Source organism: Alteromonas genovensis (assembly GCF_010500895.1).
In the GTDB taxonomy this organism is placed as follows: Bacteria; Pseudomonadota; Gammaproteobacteria; order Enterobacterales; family Alteromonadaceae; genus Alteromonas; species Alteromonas genovensis.
Genome location: NZ_JAAAWO010000005.1, coordinates 296,230 through 316,189 on the forward strand (window position 1 = coordinate 296,230; position 19,960 = coordinate 316,189).

16 protein-coding genes are annotated in these 19,960 nt (G+C 44.3%); 11 read left to right on the forward strand and 5 right to left on the reverse strand.

From position 1 onward, the window contains the following. The first annotated feature begins 102 nt into the window (after positions 1 to 102). The 8 genes from cmoB (at position 103) to GTQ48_RS09365 (ending at position 9,797) form a co-directional block, all read left to right on the forward strand. Positions 103 to 1,086, forward strand: coding sequence for a tRNA 5-methoxyuridine(34)/uridine 5-oxyacetic acid(34) synthase CmoB (gene cmoB / locus GTQ48_RS09330; RefSeq protein WP_163106429.1), 984 nt, complete (start codon positions 103 to 105; stop codon positions 1,084 to 1,086). A gap of 95 nt (positions 1,087 to 1,181) precedes the next feature. After that, a complete protein-coding gene (locus GTQ48_RS09335; RefSeq protein ID WP_163106430.1) occupies positions 1,182 to 2,051 on the forward strand; it encodes a kinase in 870 nt (289 codons plus the stop codon). Next, complete coding sequence (locus tag GTQ48_RS09340; protein WP_163106431.1) at positions 2,051 to 2,860, forward strand: HAD-IIB family hydrolase; 810 nt, start codon at positions 2,051 to 2,053, stop codon at positions 2,858 to 2,860. The genes GTQ48_RS09335 and GTQ48_RS09340 overlap by 1 nt, the downstream gene beginning before the upstream one ends. Before the next feature lie 12 nt (positions 2,861 to 2,872). Further along, entirely contained in the window at positions 2,873 to 4,099 is a 1,227-nt protein-coding gene (locus tag GTQ48_RS09345; protein ID WP_163106432.1) for a glycosyltransferase family protein, read from the forward strand. A 1-nt stretch (position 4,100) separates the two neighbouring features. Then, on the forward strand, positions 4,101 to 5,855 hold the full coding sequence (locus GTQ48_RS09350; protein ID WP_163106433.1) for a sugar phosphorylase: 1,755 nt from the start codon (positions 4,101 to 4,103) through the stop codon (positions 5,853 to 5,855). Positions 5,856 to 6,056: 201 nt separating this feature from the next. Continuing rightward, on the forward strand, positions 6,057 to 6,740 hold the full coding sequence (locus GTQ48_RS09355) for a phosphoglycolate phosphatase (protein WP_163106434.1): 684 nt from the start codon (positions 6,057 to 6,059) through the stop codon (positions 6,738 to 6,740). A gap of 299 nt (positions 6,741 to 7,039) precedes the next feature. Then, on the forward strand, positions 7,040 to 8,290 hold the full coding sequence (moeA, locus tag GTQ48_RS09360; protein ID WP_163106435.1) for a molybdopterin molybdotransferase MoeA: 1,251 nt from the start codon (positions 7,040 to 7,042) through the stop codon (positions 8,288 to 8,290). Between the two features lie 133 nt (positions 8,291 to 8,423). Next, complete coding sequence (locus GTQ48_RS09365; RefSeq protein WP_163106436.1) at positions 8,424 to 9,797, forward strand: MATE family efflux transporter; 1,374 nt, start codon at positions 8,424 to 8,426, stop codon at positions 9,795 to 9,797. 104 nt (positions 9,798 to 9,901) lie between these two features. Here GTQ48_RS09365 and GTQ48_RS09370 read toward each other — a convergent pair whose 3' ends face one another. Continuing rightward, the gene (locus GTQ48_RS09370) at positions 9,902 to 11,083 is read right to left on the reverse strand and encodes a vWA domain-containing protein (RefSeq protein ID WP_163106437.1); all 1,182 of its coding nucleotides are present in this window, start codon (positions 11,081 to 11,083) and stop codon (positions 9,902 to 9,904) included. Next, positions 11,083 to 11,919, reverse strand: a complete 837-nt coding sequence (locus GTQ48_RS09375) for an AAA family ATPase (RefSeq protein ID WP_163106438.1) — start codon at positions 11,917 to 11,919, stop codon at positions 11,083 to 11,085. Before GTQ48_RS09375 ends, GTQ48_RS09370 begins: the two co-directional genes overlap by 1 nt. Positions 11,920 to 12,132: 213 nt before the next feature. Here GTQ48_RS09375 and cysK point away from each other — a divergent pair, with 213 nt between their 5' ends. Both cysK and GTQ48_RS09385 read left to right on the forward strand, forming a co-directional pair. Further along, positions 12,133 to 13,098, forward strand: a complete 966-nt coding sequence (cysK, locus tag GTQ48_RS09380) for a cysteine synthase A (protein ID WP_163106439.1) — start codon at positions 12,133 to 12,135, stop codon at positions 13,096 to 13,098. 302 nt (positions 13,099 to 13,400) lie between these two features. Further along, positions 13,401 to 13,859, forward strand: coding sequence for a nuclear transport factor 2 family protein (locus GTQ48_RS09385; protein WP_163106440.1), 459 nt, complete (start codon positions 13,401 to 13,403; stop codon positions 13,857 to 13,859). 83 nt (positions 13,860 to 13,942) lie between these two features. Here the strand turns inward: GTQ48_RS09385 and GTQ48_RS09390 are convergent, their stop codons facing one another. Further along, complete coding sequence (locus GTQ48_RS09390; protein WP_163106441.1) at positions 13,943 to 15,388, reverse strand: M24 family metallopeptidase; 1,446 nt, start codon at positions 15,386 to 15,388, stop codon at positions 13,943 to 13,945. A gap of 194 nt (positions 15,389 to 15,582) precedes the next feature. On the opposite strand from GTQ48_RS09390, the gene GTQ48_RS09395 reads away from it, so the two are divergent. Next, complete coding sequence (locus GTQ48_RS09395; protein ID WP_163106442.1) at positions 15,583 to 15,822, forward strand: RNA recognition motif domain-containing protein; 240 nt, start codon at positions 15,583 to 15,585, stop codon at positions 15,820 to 15,822. 116 nt (positions 15,823 to 15,938) lie between these two features. Here the strand turns inward: GTQ48_RS09395 and GTQ48_RS09400 are convergent, their stop codons facing one another. Then, positions 15,939 to 16,895, reverse strand: a complete 957-nt coding sequence (locus GTQ48_RS09400) for a PhzF family phenazine biosynthesis protein (RefSeq protein ID WP_163106443.1) — start codon at positions 16,893 to 16,895, stop codon at positions 15,939 to 15,941. A gap of 106 nt (positions 16,896 to 17,001) precedes the next feature. Then, the gene (locus tag GTQ48_RS09405; protein ID WP_163106444.1) at positions 17,002 to 19,758 is read right to left on the reverse strand and encodes a M16 family metallopeptidase; all 2,757 of its coding nucleotides are present in this window, start codon (positions 19,756 to 19,758) and stop codon (positions 17,002 to 17,004) included. Positions 19,759 to 19,960: the final 202 nt, after the last annotated feature.

Sequence of the window (19,960 nt, forward strand, 5' to 3'; positions counted from 1 at the left end):
CAGCCTCAAGTTACATGTACCACTTTATTGGCACTCACCATTTCTTTTAGCTACACACGGCGTTATCAACGTTTAATACATTAAGAGCACAACGAGAACACAATGAGCAAATTAGCGCAGACTTGGTTTAACGACTGCTATAAATCTCTGTTAGATAGCCCTCTTTCAGCGTGGCTTCAAACGCTTCCTTCACAACTCAACACTTGGCAGCAACACAATAAGCACGGTGAGTTCGACAAGTGGTGTCGACTTCTCGCCAAGTTGCCGCAAACAGCGCCTAGCACTGTTGAATTAAGCACCAGCGTAACCGTAGGCACTGCTGCTGACATAAACGAATATACTCAAAAACAAATTAGTGGGTTATTGAAGCAATTTATGCCTTGGCGTAAAGGCCCTTTCTATCTGCACGACATTCACATCGATACCGAGTGGCGCTCAGATTGGAAATGGGATCGCGTAGTGCCTCATATTGCGCCGCTTAAAAACAGACAAGTGCTAGACGTAGGCTGTGGCAGTGGCTATCACATGTGGAGAATGCTGGGCGAAGACGCATCCGGTGTTTATGGTATCGACCCCACACAGCTGTTTTTAATTCAGTTTCAAGCCATTAAGCACTTTATCGGACAACGAAATATTCATTTCCTGCCCCTTGGCATTGAAGACATGCAGCCGCTTAAGGCTTTCGACACCGTGTTTTCAATGGGAGTCCTCTATCACCGTAAGGATCCCATGCAGTTTCTTACCCAGTTGAAAGACCAGCTACGTAAGGGTGGCGAGTTAGTGCTTGAGACCCTTGTTGTTGATGGTGATGAAACCACTGTACTGATGGCTGGCGAGCGTTACGCACAAATGCGTAATGTTTGGTTTCTTCCCAGTGCAAAGGCGCTGATGGTGTGGTTAGAGCGTCTCGGATTTGAAAATATACGTGTAGTTGATATTAACCACACTACCCTTGATGAGCAGCGTGCAACAGAATGGATGGAGACCCAGTCGTTGAAAGATTTTCTCAACCCAGAAGATATTACGCGCACCATTGAAGGCTACCCTGCACCACAAAGAGCCGTGATCGTCGCTAACAAAAAGTAATTGCGCTCATCTTGAAGTTAATCGCTTTGTTGGCATAGATGTTGTAACCCTAATCAGCTATGGAGTGCTAATTCTGTATTGATTAGGGTGACAACATGGATATACATGGCTTTTTAACAGCCCATCATCTGCCAAGTAGTTATGCAGACACTGCACAAATGTGGTTCATCCCACTCTGTGAACAGTTACTAAAGCACCAAAAAAGTGCAAAAAAACCATTCATTGTGGGTATTAATGGTTGCCAAGGCTCTGGAAAGTCTACACTCACAAGTTTTATAGAAACCTTTTTGAAATCTGAGCACGACATGCGTGTGGTCTCTCTTTCCATCGATGATTTTTATCTCGACAAAAAACACCGAAACGCCCTTGCCATAAAGGTACACCCACTATTAAAGACGCGCGGCGTACCGGGAACCCACAACATAGCATTGGCTCTCGATACGTTTTCTATGCTTGAAAAAGGCGAACGTACACAACTCCCACGGTTTGATAAATCCACAGATAACCCCTTCCCGATATCTCAGTGGCCGGTAATGGACGCTCTTTCTGATGTCATTATTTTAGAAGGGTGGTGCGTGGGCGTCTCGCCACAAGAATCGTCAGCGTTAACACACCCTGTTAATGCGCTAGAAAGCGAGGAAGATTCTCTGTGTACATGGCGCTCTTTTGTTAACAGCGAATTAGGTAATCAATATCAAACACTTTTTAACAAGATAGATTATAGTGTAATGCTAGCGGCGCCCTCCTTCGACAGCGTTCTACATTGGCGTTTAGAGCAAGAGCACAAGCTTGCCAAAACGTCTAAAGGTGAAAAAACTGGCGTAATGAACGATGATGAGGTTGCTCGCTTTATTGAACACTATCAGCGCCTTACTGAGCATGCACTCAGTACGCTCCCTCAGCAATGCGATACCGTATTCTATTTAGACGAACACAGAAACATCACACAACAGGATTTGAAGTAATGACAAAAACGCTTGTTTTCACCGATATGGATGGCACGCTGTTAGACCATCATACTTACTCTTTTGAGGCGGCGAAACCGGCTTTAACCGCATTGGACAAAAAGCAGATCCCCGTTATTCCAACCACCAGCAAGACCTTTGCAGAGCTTCAGCCTCTTAGAGAAAAAATAGATTTAACGGGCCCTTTCATCATTGAAAATGGCGCTGCCATTTTTATTCCTCATGGTTTTTTTAAACAAAAGCCAGCTGGCACAGTGTGGGTAGACGGATATTGGTGTAAGGCGTTTATATCGAGCAAAAATCATTGGATTAAGCTGTTGGAAAAAATAAGCGGTGACTTTGAAGGCAGCTACAAACAGTTTTCCAAAATGTCCATTGAAGAAATCCAAGACAGTACCGGATTAGATGAATACTCAGCCTCTCTTGCTGCTAAGCGTCAGTTTGGCGAGCCCATTTTGTGGCAAGGAAGTGATGATGATAAACAAAAATTTCTCAAAGCAGTATCACAAAGAGGTGCGTATCCTCTAGAAGGTGGGCGATTTATCCACGTTTCCGGCAACTGCGATAAAGGCCAAGCGCTAACGTGGCTGGCAAAAGAATACCAAAGACAAAATGGGGTTTGCGTACAAACCGTAGCCCTTGGAGACGGAAATAACGATATTGCCATGCTAGAAGCGGCAGATGTCTCAATACGAATTTTATCACCGGTAAATCCTCCGCCAACAGTAAAAAAAGAAGAGGTATATACCAGCACCCTTAACGGTCCAGAAGGTTGGACTGAAATGCTTACTCAATTGCTATCTCTATAATCAGGAGCACACATGGCTGATTTTTATCAAAACGGTGTTATTACTACATTACACAACTTATCGCGCAGACCTACTGAAGACTTAGAGGCTGAGCTATTACAATTCTCCAAAAAACGTCCCATGGCGTTAATTTTGCCCTCTTTGTTTTCAGAGCTTGAAGGTGACGCATTACCTCATATTATTGGTGAGCTTACATCGGTTCCCTATTTGGCCGAAGTTGTTATCGGATTAGACAGAGCCAACGAAGAGCAATATAAACACGCACTTAAATTTTTCGGTAAATTACCACAGCACCACCGAGTGTTATGGAACGATGGGCCGCGCCTAAAGGCCTTAGACGAAGAGTTACAAGCGCAGGGTTTAGCCCCAAAGGAAATGGGTAAAGGCAGGAACGTTTGGTACTGCATGGGTTACATACTGGCCTCAAACCGCGCTGAATCTGTGGCGCTTCACGATTGCGATATTGTGACCTATGAAAAAGACTTACTTGCCAAGCTAATTTATCCCGTTGCGAACCCCAACTTTAACTACGAGTTCTGTAAAGGGTTTTACGCCCGTGTTGCCAACGGTAAAATTAACGGTCGTGTTTCTCGCTTGCTGGTAACTCCTTTGCTAAGAGCCCTAAAACGCATTATGGGCGACAATGAATACCTTGAGTTTATGGATAGCTTTCGTTATCCACTTGCGGGAGAGTTTTCATTTAGACGTGACGTGTTAAACGACATTCGCATTCCGAGCGACTGGGGACTAGAGATTGGTGTGTTGTCTGAGATGCATCGCAACTATTCCCATAACCGTCTATGCCAAGCAGACATCTGCGATATTTACGACCATAAGCACCAGGATTTATCATTGAATAATGATCAAGGCGGCTTATCAAAAATGTCTATCGACATCACTAAAGCCATTTTCAGGAAACTGGCCACTCAGGGCTATACGTTCAGTAATGAAATGTTCCGCTCAATTAAGGCGACGTACTTTAGGATTGCACTCGACTTTATCGAAACCTACCACAACGACGCGGTAATGAACGGGTTAACCCTAGACATTCACAGCGAAGAAAAAGCGGTAGAAATGTTTGCCAGTAACATTATGAAAGCGGGTCAAAATTTCTTAGAAAATCCGATGGAAACGCCGTTTATTCCAAGTTGGAACCGAGTAACTAGTGCGGTACCTGACATTTTAGAACGCCTACTTGAAGCGGTTGAAGCAGACACCGCCGAATATATGGAGAAGTAATATGGCATGGGATCCTCTCTATGACAAAGTAAAGCACCATTTAGAGACTATCTATGCCGATGTTTCGTTAGACGTGTCCTATGACACGCTAACGGAGCAGCTGCTAGCCGCTATCGGCATAGCATCGAGCGAAGACATTGCTTCGCCTCAATCTCACCATAACTATTGGGACGAAGAAGATATTATCATGATCACCTATGGTGATAGCGTTATTCGTGATAACGAAAAACCATTGGTAACCTTGAATAACTTCTTACATCAATATTGCAAAAACACGATCAACAATGTGCATATATTGCCGTTCTTCCCCTATAGCTCCGATGATGGCTTTTCAGTCATTGATTACTCAACAGTGAATGAGTCGTTAGGCTCGTGGGACGACATAGAGGCCATAGCGAAAGACTATGGGCTGATGACAGATTTGGTAATAAACCATTGCTCGGCGAGAAGCGTTTGGTTTGATAACTTTATTAAAAGTGAAGGACCCGGTTCAGATTTTTTCTTTACCGCAGACCCGCAAGATGACCTTTCTATGGTAACTAGGCCTCGTGTGTCACCGTTACTGCGAGAAACGGAAACCGCCGAAGGGACTAAGTACGTGTGGTGTACCTTCAGTCATGATCAGGTCGATTTTGATTTTAGAAATCCAAAGGTGCTGCTGGCCTTTGTGGACATTATCAAACTGTATATTGATAAAGGCACCAAGCTTTTCCGCCTAGATGCGGTGGCATTTTTGTGGAAAATTGTCGGTTCAAACAGCATCAACCTGTTTCAAACCCACGAAGTTGTGCGTTTACTGAGAACGCTGATTGAGCATGTCGATCCTTCTATTATTATCATCACAGAAACCAACATTCCGAATAGAGAAAACCTAACGTATTTCGGCAATGCTAACGAAGCGCATGCCATTTATAACTTCTCTCTACCACCGCTTTTGGTTAACACGTTAGTGACCGGCGACTGTACCTATTTAAAAAGCTGGATGATGAGTATGCCGCCCGCGCAAAACGGCACGGCCTATTTTAATTTCATTGCATCTCATGATGGTATTGGACTGCGTCCCGCAGAGGGGCTGCTAGACGATGAGGAAATATCCGAATTGGTTCATACCATGCAGAACTTTGGCGGTAAGATTTCTTGGCGTGCATCTGAGCATGGTAAACAAAAACCTTATGAAATTAATATTACCCTGTTTGACGCATTACAAGGCACCACTAAAGGGCCAGACCGGTTCCAAGTAGACCGCTTTATCTGTGCCCACTCAATTATGCTAGGCATGGAAGGTATTCCCGGGCTGTATATTCATAGTTTATTGGGCACCTCCAATGACTATGAAAAAGTGGCGAATACAGGACAAAATCGAAGTATTAACCGTCGTCGCTGGAATATTGATGAATTAGAGACTTTGCTCGATTCGCCCTTCTCTCAACACCACAAAGTGTTAACCCGGGTGTCTCAGCTTATCCGCATACGAAAGGCGCAACCGGCGTTTCACCCAAATGCAACTCAGTTCACGCTGCAGTTGGGTAATGAAATATTTGGGTATTGGCGACAAAGTCTTGATAGAAAGCAGAGTATTTTCTGCGTAAATAATATTTGCGATGAAGAAAAAACCATTTTGCTATCAGATATCAATTTAATCGGCACTGACAACTGGATAGACTTGGTAACACGTGATGAAATTTGTCTTTCAAGCGGCTTCATTCAATTGAAGCCCTACCAGACATTATGGATCAGTAATCAAGACTTTGAATAGTGTGTATCGGTAAGGCTGCTGGCCTATATGAGACTGTGGCCTAAGTGCCGAAACCTGTGACGAAAGAGGGTTTCGGCTCACTTGGCTCCAGGTATTTAGAGCAAGTTGTCGATATGGGCAAGTATCCTTCGACATAGCCCTAAACACAGACAGTAGTCTCAAACATGGACCGTAGTTTTAAACAGAAATGAACAGTATTTTATGCAACCTATAACCACTTTTATATTTGATTTAGACGGTACACTTGTTGATTCAGTTCCCGACCTTGCGAGTGCATTAAACAATGCACTCAGCGATGTGGGTATGGCAAAGTTTGGTGAATCCACAATTAGAAATTGGGTGGGTAATGGTGCAAGAGTGCTGGTTGAACGAGGACTATCGGGTAAAACTGATGCTAACACGCAGCAGTGTAACTCTATAAGCAACGAGTTAATCGACCATACCTTTCAGCGTTTTTTATATCATTACGATTTAAACGTGTGTCGCGCTTCTACTCTTTACCCTCATGTGTATGACACACTCAGTACCCTTTCACGCAAAGGCTATACGCTAGCGCTAGTAACCAATAAGCCCAAAAAGTTTATTGCCCCCATTGTAGAAGCGTTCAAGGTAGAATCTTTTTTCTCTCTTTTTATTGGGGGTGATTCTTTAAAGGAAAAGAAACCTTCCCCCTTGCCTTTGAACCATGTTTGTAAAACCCTGAACGTCAAAGCAAGTGAGTGCGTAATGGTGGGCGATTCGAAAAACGATATTTTAGCGGCACATGCTGCAAACATGCGAAGTGTTGGACTTACCTATGGGTATAACTACGGCGAAGATATTGGTGCACACAACCCTAATTGGGTATTCGATGACTTTAGTCGGATCGCTTCAATTACCCCCTAGCACTATTTACTTAGCACTTTTCCCTTACACCTTCAGCCCTATAGCCTCAAGCCTATACAAGCGGCGTCCAATAGAGCACCTAGTCTAATCGATACTTCCAACTAGTCACTCTTCACCCTCAATTTTAGTTAAGACTCTCAATAAAGGATAAACACTATCGCATTTACCTTTGGTGAATAGCGTACTTTTTCTGTAGTATTCCCCGTCTATTTTTATCGTTGTTAACTTTGTTTTCGTCTTTATTTGGCCAAAAGTAAACAGCCTCATGCCACGGTTAAATCACTCAGGGAGTTATCGAAATGTCATCCAGCTGGCTTTCATTGGAAGAGGCGCTCTCAAAGGCGCTGGCAGCGACACATGTAGTTTCTGACATTGAAACAATAAGCTTGTTTAGTGCACATCGTCGTGTAGTGGCACAAGACGTTGTCGCCACGATAGATGTGCCGCCATGGGATAACTCTGCAATGGACGGGTTTGCTATTAATGCAAATTCGTACACTCAAGGCCAAGCGCTTACCGTTCAAGGTATTATTACAGCTGGAGAAAAGGCTTCTACCCCCCTTTCCGCGGGTCATGCTTACAAAATTATGACTGGCGCGCCTATTCCAGATGGCGCGAATACAGTGATAATGATTGAGAACTGTGGCAATGATGCCAACGGCAACCTGATCATTAATGAGGCCCCTACACTGGGTCAAAATATTCGCCCTCAAGCCAATGATATCGCCAAGGGGCAAGTTCTTATTAAAGAAGGGACTCAGCTGCGGGCAGAGCACCTCATGTTACTCTCCTCTCAAGGCCTAAACGAGGTTGTGGTTTATCGAAAATTACGAGTTGGTATTGTTGCCACTGGCAACGAACTGGCGGCCCCTGGAGAGTCGCGTAGCGACACGCAAATTTACGAGTCGAACCGTGTTGGCATAAGCGCTATTCTAAGTGACCAAAATGTAGAAGTTATCGATTTTGGCATAGTTGAAGATGATAAAGCATCTCTGACTAGGTTGTTTCATCAAGCGGCATCTACTACTGCAGACCCTACTAGCAACGTGACAGGCAACCATGTGGATATTATGGTGAGCAGCGGCGGTGTATCCGTTGGCGATGCCGATTATGTAAAAGACGTCATAGAGGCCATGGGCCACATCGAGTTTTGGAAAATTGCCGTTAAACCTGGAAAACCTTTTGCACTCGGTAGATTGAACAATACCGTATTTTGTGGGCTTCCAGGTAACCCAGTTTCCTCGTTTGTGACGGCTAAGCTTCTTGTACTTCCCATCATTAGTAAAATGCAGGGGCGGCAAGATGGTCACACTGCGCTCACAGTAACGGCCACGCTGACAAAAGACATTAAGGGTCGCGCTGGGCGTCGAGATTACCAGCGAGCCACGATGAGTTACGACGACAATGGGAACTTAGTGGTCACGCCGTTTAAAACTCAAAGCTCAGGCGTGATGACATCGATCACATCCGCTAATTGCTTTATGATCATCCATGAAGATATAAGCACATTAGCTATAGGCGATACGGTGCCGGTGATGCCATTTACCTAGCGCTTAAGCCTTGCCTGTTGAGCTATGCCTATTGAGCTATGCCTTTTGCTTTTCATCTTTCAAACAATGCTGTTTAGACATGAGCTTTTAAAAACATCTTAGTCTGAATTTTTTACCGTGAGAATAAACATCTGTGAATAGAAAACGCTTTATTATCGAAGCTAGAGACGTATTAAAGTTAGCCTGGCCATTGCTTATTGCCCAAATTACGCAAATGCTCATGGGTGTGAGTGACACCATCATGGCAGGACGCTACAGCGCGACTGACATGGCTGCGGTGGCGTTAGGTTTTAGTATTACCATCCCCCTTCTTTGCTTCATTCAGGGTATTGCCCTTGCCTTACCGCCTATCATCTCAAGGCTACAAGGTAACAAGAACATTGCTGGTATTGCTGATGCCAGTCAGCAGGCCGGTTATTTAGTGTTATTTGTAGGCTTAGTCATCGCCGCGTTTATTCCCTTTACTGAAAGTATCGTATCGTTATTTCCAATGGCACCAGAGCTTCACAGCATAACCGTGGACTACGTCATCTATGTATTTCTTGCCATGCCTGGCTTTGCTATCTATCAATGGTTGAGGAATTATTGTGAAGGACTGGGTAAAACAAAGCCCACCATGATCATTACCGTCATTGGGTTAATGGCAAACATTGTGGGCAATTATTTATTCATTTATGGCGTTGGCCCATTACCTGCCATGGGTGGTGCTGGCTGCGGGGTTGCTACTGCGCTGGTTATTTATACCATGCTAATTGCTACCTTTATTTACGTGCGACTTGCACCTGCGCTGCGCAAATACGACCTGTTTAATCAATGGTACCGTCCAAACTTAAAAACCATTGGTCGAACCTTCGCTTTAGGCCTTCCTATTGCAATGACAATCCTGTTTGAAGTAACGCTGTTTTCTGCCGTTGCCCTACTTCTTGCACCGTTTGGCGCAACAGTCGTTGCAGCCCACCAAGTCGCGCTTAACTTTTCAGCACTGATGTTTATGTTTCCGATGAGTATAGGTATGGCCGTGGCCATTCGCATTGGCTACCGTATTGGACAAAAGAACCCTCGACAGGCAAAAATAGCAGCGCGAAGTGCCATATTAATTGGATTTATTACTTCTGCGTGTACCGCCACCTTCACCCTTGTGGCTAAAGGTTTCATCATCAGCTTATACACAAGCGACGGCGAGGTTTACGCTATTGCCAATGCCCTACTTATCTATGCAGCGCTTTTCCAGCTCTCAGACGCTGTACAGGTAATATCGGCCAATGCGCTGCGAGGATATAAAGACACCACGGCAATGTTTATCATCACCTTTGTGTCATATTGGCTTATCGGGCTTCCCACCGGCATTATTTTGGGAAGAACCTCCTGGCTGACTAACGAGCCAATGGCTGCAGCTGGCTTTTGGATTGGATTTATTGTGGGATTAAGCGCTGCCGCAGTATTACTGGGAGCCAGGCTGCTTTATATTCAGCGTTCGACCAACGTGCTTATCGAACAACCTGCGTAAAGGTTTTTTCGCTAGGCCCTTTCATTCAAGGAAATAAAAAGGGCCTAGTTTCTCGTGTTTACAGCGCGCTTTAGACGCACATACTGCTATTAACCACTTGTGTATTAGCGAGTGCGACTCAGTCCTTTGATGGCCTCGGTGAGCCCTTCTAGCGTCAACCCATACATTTTGTCTTCCATAATTTCACGCATAATTTTGATAGACGAGTAATAAGGCCAATAATTTTCAGCCTGAGGGTTGAGCCAAACCGCGTTACTGAAATGGTTTAATAGCCTTTGCATCCATGCACTGCCCGGCTCTTCATTCCAGTGCTCGACACTGCCACCAGGATAAGTGATTTCATAAGGCCCCATAGTGGCATCCCCCACAAAAATCACTTTATAATCTTTGCCGTATCGATGAATAATATCCCATATTGAGATCCGCTCTTTATTACGGCGCAAATTATCCTTCCACACTTCTTCATACACGCAGTTATGAAAATAAAAGTATTCCAAGTACTTAAATTCAGACTGCACCGCTGAAAACAGCTCTTGAGTAGTTTTTACATGGGGGTCCATAGAGCCTCCCACGTCGAAAAACATCAACACTTTAACCGCATTGTGTCTTTCAGGTGCCATATGAATATCCAGCATGCCACCCTTTTTCGCGGTTTCACCAATGGTCGTTCTAACATCAAGCTCTTCACTCGCACCTGTGCGGGCAAATTTGCGTAGCTTTCGAAGGGCAACCTTAATGTTTCGCGTGCCTAGCTCTACATCTGACGACAGGTTTTTGAATTCCCGTTTGTCCCATACCTTAGCAGCTGAGAACTTGCGATTGCCCTTTTGACCAATGCGAACGCCCTCAGAATTATCGCCATAAGCGCCAAAGGGTGACGTACCGCCCGTGCCTACCCATTTGTTGCCACCTTGGTGACGTTTTTCTTGCTCTTCTAAACGTTTTTTGAGGGTTTCCATAAGCTCATCAAGACCACCAGCTTGCCTCAGGGCCTCGCGCTCTTCAGCGCTTAAGTTCTTTTCAAGCTCTTTGCGTAACCATTCCTCAGGGATCTCTTTACCAAATAAGTCAATTGACTCGACACCTTCAAAATAATTAGCAAAAGCCCGGTCGAACTTATCGTACTGAGTTTCATCTTTTACCATGATGGTGCGCGACAAACTGTAAAACGCTTCTATATCGGCATACACCACGTGCTTTTCCATTGCCCTGAGTAAATCAAGCAACTCGCGAAGGGTTGTTTTAACCTGATATTTTCGCAGCGTGAAAAAAAACTGAATAAGCATTAGCGTCTCGCCATAAAGGCCAGTTTTTCAAACAGGTGAATATCTTGCTCATTTTTCAGCAATGCACCATAAAGTGGTGGAATAGATGCTTTCCCATCTTTGTTGTGTAGTGCCTCAGGTGGAATATCCTCAGCGACCAGCAGCTTAAGCCAGTCAATTAGCTCAGAGGTCGATGGCTTTTTCTTAAGCCCTGGCACATCACGTAGATTGAAAAATGCACCTAATGCTTCGCTCAGCAAATTCTTCTTAAGACTAGGGAAGTGAACATTAACAATCTCTTCCATATCTTCAGGTGTTGGAAATTGAATATAGTGGAAGAAACAACGGCGCAAGAAAGCGTCGGGCAATTCTTTCTCATTATTGGACGTAATAATCACGATGGGACGCTGAGCGGCGACAACGCGCTCTTGAGTCTCGTACACATAGAATTCCATTTTATCGAGCTCGAGCAATAAGTCGTTTGGAAACTCGATGTCGGCTTTGTCTATCTCATCAATGAGCAATACCGGGCGTTTTTCAGCGGTAAATGCTTCCCAAAGCTTTCCTTTAACAATGTAGTTTTTAATATCGTGAACACGATCGTCGCCAAGCTGTGAATCACGAAGACGGGAAACCGCATCGTATTCGTACAGTCCTTGCTGAGCTTTAGTCGTCGATTTGATATGCCATTGGATAAGCTCAGTGCCTAAACTTTCAGCGAGCTCTTCAGCAAGCATCGTTTTACCGGTACCTGGCTCGCCCTTGATTAATAAGGGTCGCTCTAGGGTGATAGCTGCGTTTACCGCAAGCTGTAAGTCTTTGGTTGCGATGTAATTAGACGTGCCACTAAAAGCCATTCTTCTTATACTCCGTTTAATTCTTCGTCTTCATGTAATTTAACAATAACATATAGCTAAAAAACACTTTGCATTTTTACGTTTGGGGCCAATGATATAGGGGTATAAAGAAATCCCCAAATTCAGGCTATGAATTATTAACTATTAAAAAGGTCGTACAGATCACGACTGTTGGGATTTGCTTGCAAATCAAGAACGAGTTAAGGATTAGAAATGAACGTATTTGACGACAATTCTCTTGCGATTGGCCGTACGCCATTAGTGAAATTAAATCGCGTTACCTCTGGCAACGTGTACGCAAAAATAGAGTCTCGTAACCCAAGCTTCAGCGTTAAGTGCCGTATTGGTGCAAACATGGTATGGGATGCGGAAGAACGCGGTGTACTGACTAAAGGTAAAGAGATCGTAGAGCCTACAAGTGGTAATACAGGTATTGCCCTAGCGTTTGTTGCGGCTTCACGAGGCTATAAGATAACTCTAACCATGCCAAGCAGCATGAGTTTAGAGCGACGTAAACTGCTTAAAGCACTAGGCGCAAACTTAGTCCTTACCGAAGCGCCAAAAGGCATGAAAGGGGCTGTGGCCGCTGCACAAGAAATTGTGAACTCAGATCCTGACAAGTACGTGTTATTGCAGCAGTTCGACAACCCGGCAAACCCAGCCATCCATGAAAAAACCACCGGGCCTGAAATTTGGGAAGACACCGATGGTAAAGTTGATGCTTTCGTCGCTGGCGTAGGTACAGGCGGCACCATCACCGGTGTAAGTCGTTACCTTAAAAACACTAAAGGTAAAGCCATTACCTCTGTTGCGGTTGAACCAACTGACTCTCCTGTTATTACCCAAGCACTTGCGGGTGAAGAGTTAACGCCAGGCCCACATAAAATTCAGGGTATTGGTGCAGGATTCATCCCGGGCAACCTTGACCTAAGTCTTATCGACGAAGTAGAGCAAGTCTCAAACGAAGATTGTATGGATATGGCACGCAAGCTAATGACCGACGAAGGCATATTAGCGGGTATTTCTTCTGGTGCGGCGGTTGTAGCAGCAAAGCGTTTTGCTGAACGTCCAGAAAATAAAGACAAGATTGTTGTCGTGCTTTTAGCCAGCGCAACTGAGCGTTACTTAAGTAGCCCAATGTTTGCGGGAGCCTTCGACGAACAAGAAGAAGTGCAATAATAGACAAACCTACTGCGAACTAACCTCGCAGAGTGTCGCTAAGGCTAACCTGTTTTAATAGAAAACACGCTTTAGTGCAAAGCATGCATTAATGAAAAAAGGCAGAGCACGCTCTTTTATTGAGAACAAAAGCGAGAAACTTGAAAAAGTTTCTCGCTTTTTTGTTTTTGCATTTCGTTTAGCCGCCACATTTTTGGTATTCTTGCATTCAAAGACAATGGGCAGACTAATTTGCGCTAGATAGTGTGCATTACACTTGAGATCAAATGCCCTTAAGATTAAACGCCCAGGAGGCTGAAAGAATGAACGCTAATAAGTTGTATATCGTGTTCTGGCTAACCGTTTTGCTAGTGCTAAGCGCATGTGGTGAGAAGGAAAAGGGAATTGGGCGCTATGGCATGCTTGATGAAAGTACACCTGAATACACTGCCGTTGCCTTTTTAAATAGCGTGTATGAAGATGACAATCTAGATAGAGCCATTTCATTATCTAGTGAAAAGATGACTCGCATACTTAAACGCTACCACACCAATAGAAACGTTCAGCGACATCTTCTCAATTTAAAATACGACACAGTAATCGTGACACCTCAAACGTCTGGCAGCTTAGGCAGAACCGAGTTTGCGGAGAAATCTACCATTACCGTCTTTTTAAGCGGTATGTATGGCGATGATAAAATCGAGAAATTACGCAGCTTAGACCTTATAAAAGAAGACGGTGATTGGAAAATCAATAAAATTCATCCCGATACCTATTTATAGGCTTTCTCTTCCTACCCAATCCTAACAAGAGCGTGCTCCATAGTAATAAAAAAACGCTGGCTGACACGCTCTCTTCACCACATCTACTGTATTAAGATAAGAGAAGTTTGCGGTGGCGTTAGAAATCTAGCACCATCCTCTTGAATGACTACCATATCTTCTACTGAAATAGTCTTAGTTTTTTGATTTTTTCCTTCATGTAAAAATGTTGATGTATCTGTATTGTCTTCAGAATAATACCAACTAAAAAAACCATCAAATGCAAAGGTCATATGTCTATCCAATAGTTTATCGGATGCAGGTCTCACTCCCAAATTGGGCCCGACATCGTGCGCCACATAACCCACTGGGTGACCTGTGCTCCACATAACTGGTAAAGAGCCTGATTGCTGCATAACGTATTGCTGCGCTTTGTGAACAGCATTACCCTTAGCACCGGGAGTCATGGCGTTAAATGCTGCGTTGCGACCATTGATTGCACTTTTCCAAGCATGCTGAAGTTGCTCCGGTGGTTGTGCCTCACCCTCTTGCAACACATACGCAAAACGTTGAATGTCAGTGACCCACTGATTAAAAACGCGTATTCCGAAATCTATTTGAATGACATCCCCTCGCTGAATCACTCGATCAGTAGGGTGTGAATGCCCTCTGTCTGGACCGGAATTAACCGCTGGATTCTGACTAGGAGCCCAACCATCTCCTACTCCCGCGTCCGATATTTTACGCTTTAAGAATTGAGCAATGTCTAGGTCAGTGCTCTTTCCTGGAATAACGGCTTGATAAGCTTCATATTCCCACCTTGAGGTAATAGCCGCGGCTTTCGCCATGATCTCTATTTCTTCTGGTAACTTTCGCGCAAGCCAATAGTAAATAGCGTCTTCAGCGCTTTTAAATGATATATCAGTATCTGTAAAAGCGTCGTTAAGTGCTATATATTGTGAATGGCTTAGTCCATCAGCAAGTGGGTTAACGGTAAAGCTATTAATCCCAATTTGGCCTTTCGTATTCTGCTGAGTGAGATACGATGATGCTGCCTCTATCGCGCTTTGTGATTTATCTACGTCGATTACAAAGTCAAACGTACCTAATTCTTTTAACGCCGTTGACTCACTCAATGGTGAAAATATCCGTGAAGTCACTGCCTCGGATTCACTATCTTTACTAAAGAGAACCACCGCTGTGCCACCTGCATTTTCACAACCTACATGGTTGGCTAGTGGATCGTTGTTATTCTCGCGGCATATAATTAACCAGTGGTCCAAGTCTGCGGCAGCCATTGCGCCGGGCAATAACGTTCTAATGCGCTTCTTTCGTATTTCAAGCCAGGGAGATGGCGAATTGAAATACTCGATATATCCTTTTACTTCCTCAGAAGAGGGGATCCTATTTACAGCATTCGGCTCCCTTGCATAGGACTTTTCAGATAGCAGATTTTCGTCGCTGCTGGTTTGGCCATAGGCATTTTTATAGAGTCCCCCGCTCACTAGTACAATCAATAACAACGGTATATATCGTTTGTGCGTAATCATTATTCTTTTCCTTTTATCACGTATTGAGAGTTGAGTTTTACATTTAAAAACTCAGACCTGACATTCATTGTTAAACGCTACCACCGACCAAGGATTTCACAGCAACTAGGGCGTGTTGAATAAATGTATTCTTTGCTTGGTTTGCTTGTTTATACCTGAGACAATAAAGGTTCACTCTATAAAGCGACGATCCTATGAAACTTCTAGTTCGCAATCTTGCGAGAACGACCACAGAACAAGAAATTCTTACTCTTTTTTCAGCGCACGGCACTGTAAATGAGTGCAGCCTTGTACTTGACAAAGAGACCGGCCAATCAAAAGGTTTTGCCTTTGTTGAGATGGCTGATGCTGACGAGGCTAACAATGCTTTGAAAAGTCTTCACCACACTACATTGGCAAGTAATAAAATACGGGTAAAACTAGTCCAAGACTAGGGCTTTTAAAACAAGCGCCCTTACGATTTCACTTTGGCACATTGAGTATCTGAACACGTTCTGCTTCCGGCATCCCTCTAGGCTATTACCTTAAGCGGAACAAAAGTAAGTGAGCTTTAGATACTCGGGGACCTCAGCTCGATAGCTTTTTTGCCAATAAGGCTGGCTAAGCCTACCACCGATACTTCCCATTGAGTGTTTTCGCTGTCTTTAATGGCAACAGTAGCCAAAATACGTGAAACACATCCCATTGCCCGCCCCTGCTCAAAGACGAAGTTAAAAGTTGGATTCACCTTAGTGAGCGCACGCTGGTGTTTGCTGCAATTTTCACTGCTGCTTCCTTTAGAATCAATCTCTTCAATACTATGCTTAGCTAAATAACAGGCCAAGGCACCACTGGCACTTCCGGTAGCCGATTCTTCCGCGATCCCTAGCAAAGGGGCGAAGTTTCGACAACTCGCGGTGAGGTTAGACGAGGATTCACAGATCTCAAAGGCGTGAATGCCAACTGCATTATGCTGTCGGCAAAACTCAGTGGTTTTATCTGCGTTTAGGTCAATTTTACTTAAATACCCTGTTGGCACAGCCACAATAATATCCGGCAGCCCAGTAGAAACAACTTCAATGGGAAGTTGAGTGGATGCCAAAACATCAGGTGAAATTCCAATAAGTTCAGATACATCTTCATAAGGAAGGCGTTGGGTAAACTCTGGCGACTTTTGCTCCATAACGACATTACCGTCGCCCGTGATACTCACCCCCAACATTCCCGCCTTGGTGCGTTGTGTATAGTCCCCTGCTTGTAATATTCCCTGTTGAAACATCAGTGAGAATGCAGCGAGAGTGGCATGGCCGCAAAAATCAACTTCACCAGTGACGGTGAAAAATGACAGCGCCAAGTCGGCGTATTCGTCTTTAGAGACAAAGGCAGTTTCAGAATAGCCCACGGCCTGAGCAACCTTCAGTTTTTCTTCAGCAGACAAGCTATCTGCATTTAGTACCACCCCCGCAGGATTTCCGCCCTCATCAAAAGCGGTAAACGCATTGACCAAATGCACTTCAATTGTCTTCATTTGGCATTTCCTCGTTTCAAAAAAAGTTTTAATAAACAATGTAATAAAAGCTACAAACAAAAAAGCCGAAGCAATATCTGCTTCGGCTTTTATTATGGGAGTTTGTTTAAAGGCTGCTCATATCCTGAACCGTTACAGGTCCAATATCAGCGGCTTCTACTTCCGCCTTAATCTTCTCAGCATCACCAATAATTAGCCACGTAAGCTTACCTGGTTGTACAACTTGTTTAGCTGCGCTATTTAAGTCGTCAAGGGTTAAGCCATTGTATTTTTCTACCAAGCTTTCTGGATAATTAAATTCGCGATTAAACCGACTGCTTGACAATAAGCTACCTAGTACAGCACCTGCTGTCTCATACTGTCCGGGTAACGAACGTACCTGATCGAGTCGGGCTCTGTTCAATTCCATTTCAGTAGGTGGGTTGTCACCAAGATAGCCGTTAAGCTCTTTCTTTAGCTCTTCTAGCGACGCGCCAGTCTTATCGGTTTGCACTGGTGCATAAACCATGTATGGCCGTTGTCCACGAGCTTCCTGCAAGAATGTGTAAGCACCGTATGCCCACCCTTTATCTTCGCGAAGATTCATGTTTACCCGCGCAGTGAATGCGCCGCCGAGCGTTTCGTTCATTGCGTTAATCGCGATGTTATTTTCAACACCCGTTGGTGGTGCAAGGTGGGCGGCAAGAATGAGTGACTGCTGTGACCCAGGGCGGTCGATAATAATGGCTCGACCTTTTTCAGGCAGCTGTGCTTCGGCAATCTGCTTAGTCCCTTTTTCACCAGATACTTTCCATTTACCAAACTCTTTTTCTAACGTGGGTTTGATATCGTCAAGGGTTGTATCGCCAACAACAAAAATGGTCGCATTGTCTGGGCGTAACCACGTGTTTTTAAAGTCGATTAAATCGCTGCGCGTAATTGAAGTCACATCAGGCGCCGTACCTAAACCTGTGAAAGGTATGCCATAGGCATGATCATCACCGTAAATTAGTGGTGGCAGCAGCGTAAGCGCAATGCTTATTGGGCGTGTCATCTGCTGTGCAATATTGCTGAGTATCAATGTGCGCTGACGCTCAATTTCTTCTTTATCAAACGTTGGGTCTTTGAGAATATCGCCAAATAAGGCAAGTGACTCTTCCATATTCTCTTTAAGCATGGACATGCGCACTGTTGTCGTATCTAAATTTGAGCCGCTATTAAGGTTTGTGCCTAATTGCTCAAGCTCTGCAGCTAATTCGAGCGCGTCGTAACGACCTGCACCTTCATCGAGCATACCCGTTGCAAAGCTTGCTAAACCAAGTTTGCCGCCCGCATCTGCCGCGTAGCCTGCGTCAAACTGAACCGCAACATTAATAAGCGGCACGGTAGAACGCTTTGCGAATACCACATTTATGCCATTTGATAGTGTGGTCTGGGTCACTTCTGGAAAGGTAAGCTGTGTTTCAGCAGCAATATCAGGAAGCCCTGAACTGCGGTCAACGCCCTCGCCACTAGCAGCATGCTCTTCAAATGGCACAAAAGTAATCTGGTGCCAGCCATCACCTAACCATTCTTTAGCTGCCGCTTTTATCTTCTTAGGCGTTGCATTAGCCAATTCTTTTAGTTCTGTTTTGAAATAAGTAGGGTCACCTGCAATGAATTCACCCGTTGCTAATCTATCGGCTTTACCACCAAAGCCGCCAACTTCTTCAAGTCCACGGATGATTGAGGCGCGTCGTTTTGTAGATACCAGCTTAACTTCATCTTTCGTTGGTCCTTTGCGCAAGAATTCCTGGATAATTTTATCCATTTCGCGTTCTACTTTTTCTACATCTTCACCCGCAGCCACATCAACACTCAAACCAAAGATGGATGCAATTTGCAGTTCGTAGTTAAATACTGACGCATTGGTAGCAATCTGTTGATCGTAAACCAACTCTTTGTACATGCGAGAGTTTTTACCATCGCCCAACACACTTGCTGCAATTAACAAGTCTGTGGCTTTTGCACTTTTGTTTTCAGGAGACACCCACAAGCGAGAAATACGAGTTTGCGGTACTTTGTCTTGAATAATTTCCCGTGTATTCGCAGAGCGGCTTGGGATCCAAGATTGCCACTTGGCAAGTGATGGACCGGGCTCAATATCACCGAAGTATTTGTTTACCATCGGTTTGGCCTCTTCGGCATTAATATCACCGCTTAGCACCAGGATAGCGTTGTTCGGGCCATAATATTTATTAAACCACGATTTCACGTCATCTAAAGACGCTGAATTCAAATCATCCATAGAGCCGATAACGTTGTGAGAATAAGGGTGTTCATTGGGAAACAATGCTTTAACAGCATGACCTAAAAACGCGCCGTATGGCTGATCTTCTCTTTGACGCTTTTCGTTTTGCACTACGCCGCGTTGTTCATCAAGCTTCTCTTGAGTAACTGCACCTAAAAGGTGACCCATGCGATCCGATTCCATCCATAAAATACGGTCTAACGCTGGAGTTGGAACGGTTTGAAAATAGTTGGTGCGGTCAAAATTTGTTGTACCATTTAGCCCGGTAGCGCCAGCTTCTTGAAGAGGTCCAAACCACTCGTCATCGTAGTTTTCAGTGCCGTTGAACATAAGGTGTTCAAAAAGGTGAGCAAAACCAGATTTACCCTCGGGCTCATCCTTCGACCCCACTTTATACCACACCGCCACTGCGACAACGGGGGCTTTGCGATCTTCATGAACAATAACGGTAAGACCGTTATCAATCGTGAACTTTTCATAGCTTATATCAATATCGTCGTTAGCTACCACGGGGGATATTCCTACCAAGGTAATAGCGACAATACTCAGGCATTTTTTAGAAAACTGCCTCGTAATATGTTTGAACACACTCATAAAATATTATCCTTATTTTTATGTTTGCAAAACGTTTATGACTTTATTCGTAGGTTAGTTCGTAGGTCAACACGCCAGTTTCTGACGTTAATTTTTGTCGTAAATTTTTGTTTTAGCTTTGGGGTGTTAAACCTTTCTCGGGCGGCAAAAATGCAGATTGTACCCACCATCTAAATTAAGGTAGCCTTTCAACAGCGGTAAC

Bases quoted from the DNA above. Each gene is read 5' to 3' on its own strand.
- cmoB (WP_163106429.1), top strand. From the start codon at position 103: ATGAGCAAATTAGCGCAGACTTGGTTTAACGACTGCTATAAATCTCTG.
- GTQ48_RS09335 (WP_163106430.1), top strand. From the start codon at position 1,182: ATGGATATACATGGCTTTTTAACAGCCCATCATCTGCCAAGTAGTTAT.
- GTQ48_RS09340 (WP_163106431.1), top strand. From the start codon at position 2,051: ATGACAAAAACGCTTGTTTTCACCGATATGGATGGCACGCTGTTAGAC.
- GTQ48_RS09345 (WP_163106432.1), top strand. From the start codon at position 2,873: ATGGCTGATTTTTATCAAAACGGTGTTATTACTACATTACACAACTTA.
- GTQ48_RS09350 (WP_163106433.1), top strand. From the start codon at position 4,101: ATGGCATGGGATCCTCTCTATGACAAAGTAAAGCACCATTTAGAGACT.
- GTQ48_RS09355 (WP_163106434.1), top strand. From the start codon at position 6,057: ATGCAACCTATAACCACTTTTATATTTGATTTAGACGGTACACTTGTT.
- moeA (WP_163106435.1), top strand. From the start codon at position 7,040: ATGTCATCCAGCTGGCTTTCATTGGAAGAGGCGCTCTCAAAGGCGCTG.
- GTQ48_RS09370 (WP_163106437.1), bottom strand. From the start codon at position 11,083: ATGCTTATTCAGTTTTTTTTCACGCTGCGAAAATATCAGGTTAAAACA.
- GTQ48_RS09375 (WP_163106438.1), bottom strand. From the start codon at position 11,919: ATGGCTTTTAGTGGCACGTCTAATTACATCGCAACCAAAGACTTACAG.
- cysK (WP_163106439.1), top strand. From the start codon at position 12,133: ATGAACGTATTTGACGACAATTCTCTTGCGATTGGCCGTACGCCATTA.
- GTQ48_RS09385 (WP_163106440.1), top strand. From the start codon at position 13,401: ATGAACGCTAATAAGTTGTATATCGTGTTCTGGCTAACCGTTTTGCTA.
- GTQ48_RS09390 (WP_163106441.1), bottom strand. From the start codon at position 15,388: ATGATTACGCACAAACGATATATACCGTTGTTATTGATTGTACTAGTG.
- GTQ48_RS09395 (WP_163106442.1), top strand. From the start codon at position 15,583: ATGAAACTTCTAGTTCGCAATCTTGCGAGAACGACCACAGAACAAGAA.
- GTQ48_RS09400 (WP_163106443.1), bottom strand. From the start codon at position 16,895: ATGAAGACAATTGAAGTGCATTTGGTCAATGCGTTTACCGCTTTTGAT.
- GTQ48_RS09405 (WP_163106444.1), bottom strand. From the start codon at position 19,758: ATGAGTGTGTTCAAACATATTACGAGGCAGTTTTCTAAAAAATGCCTG.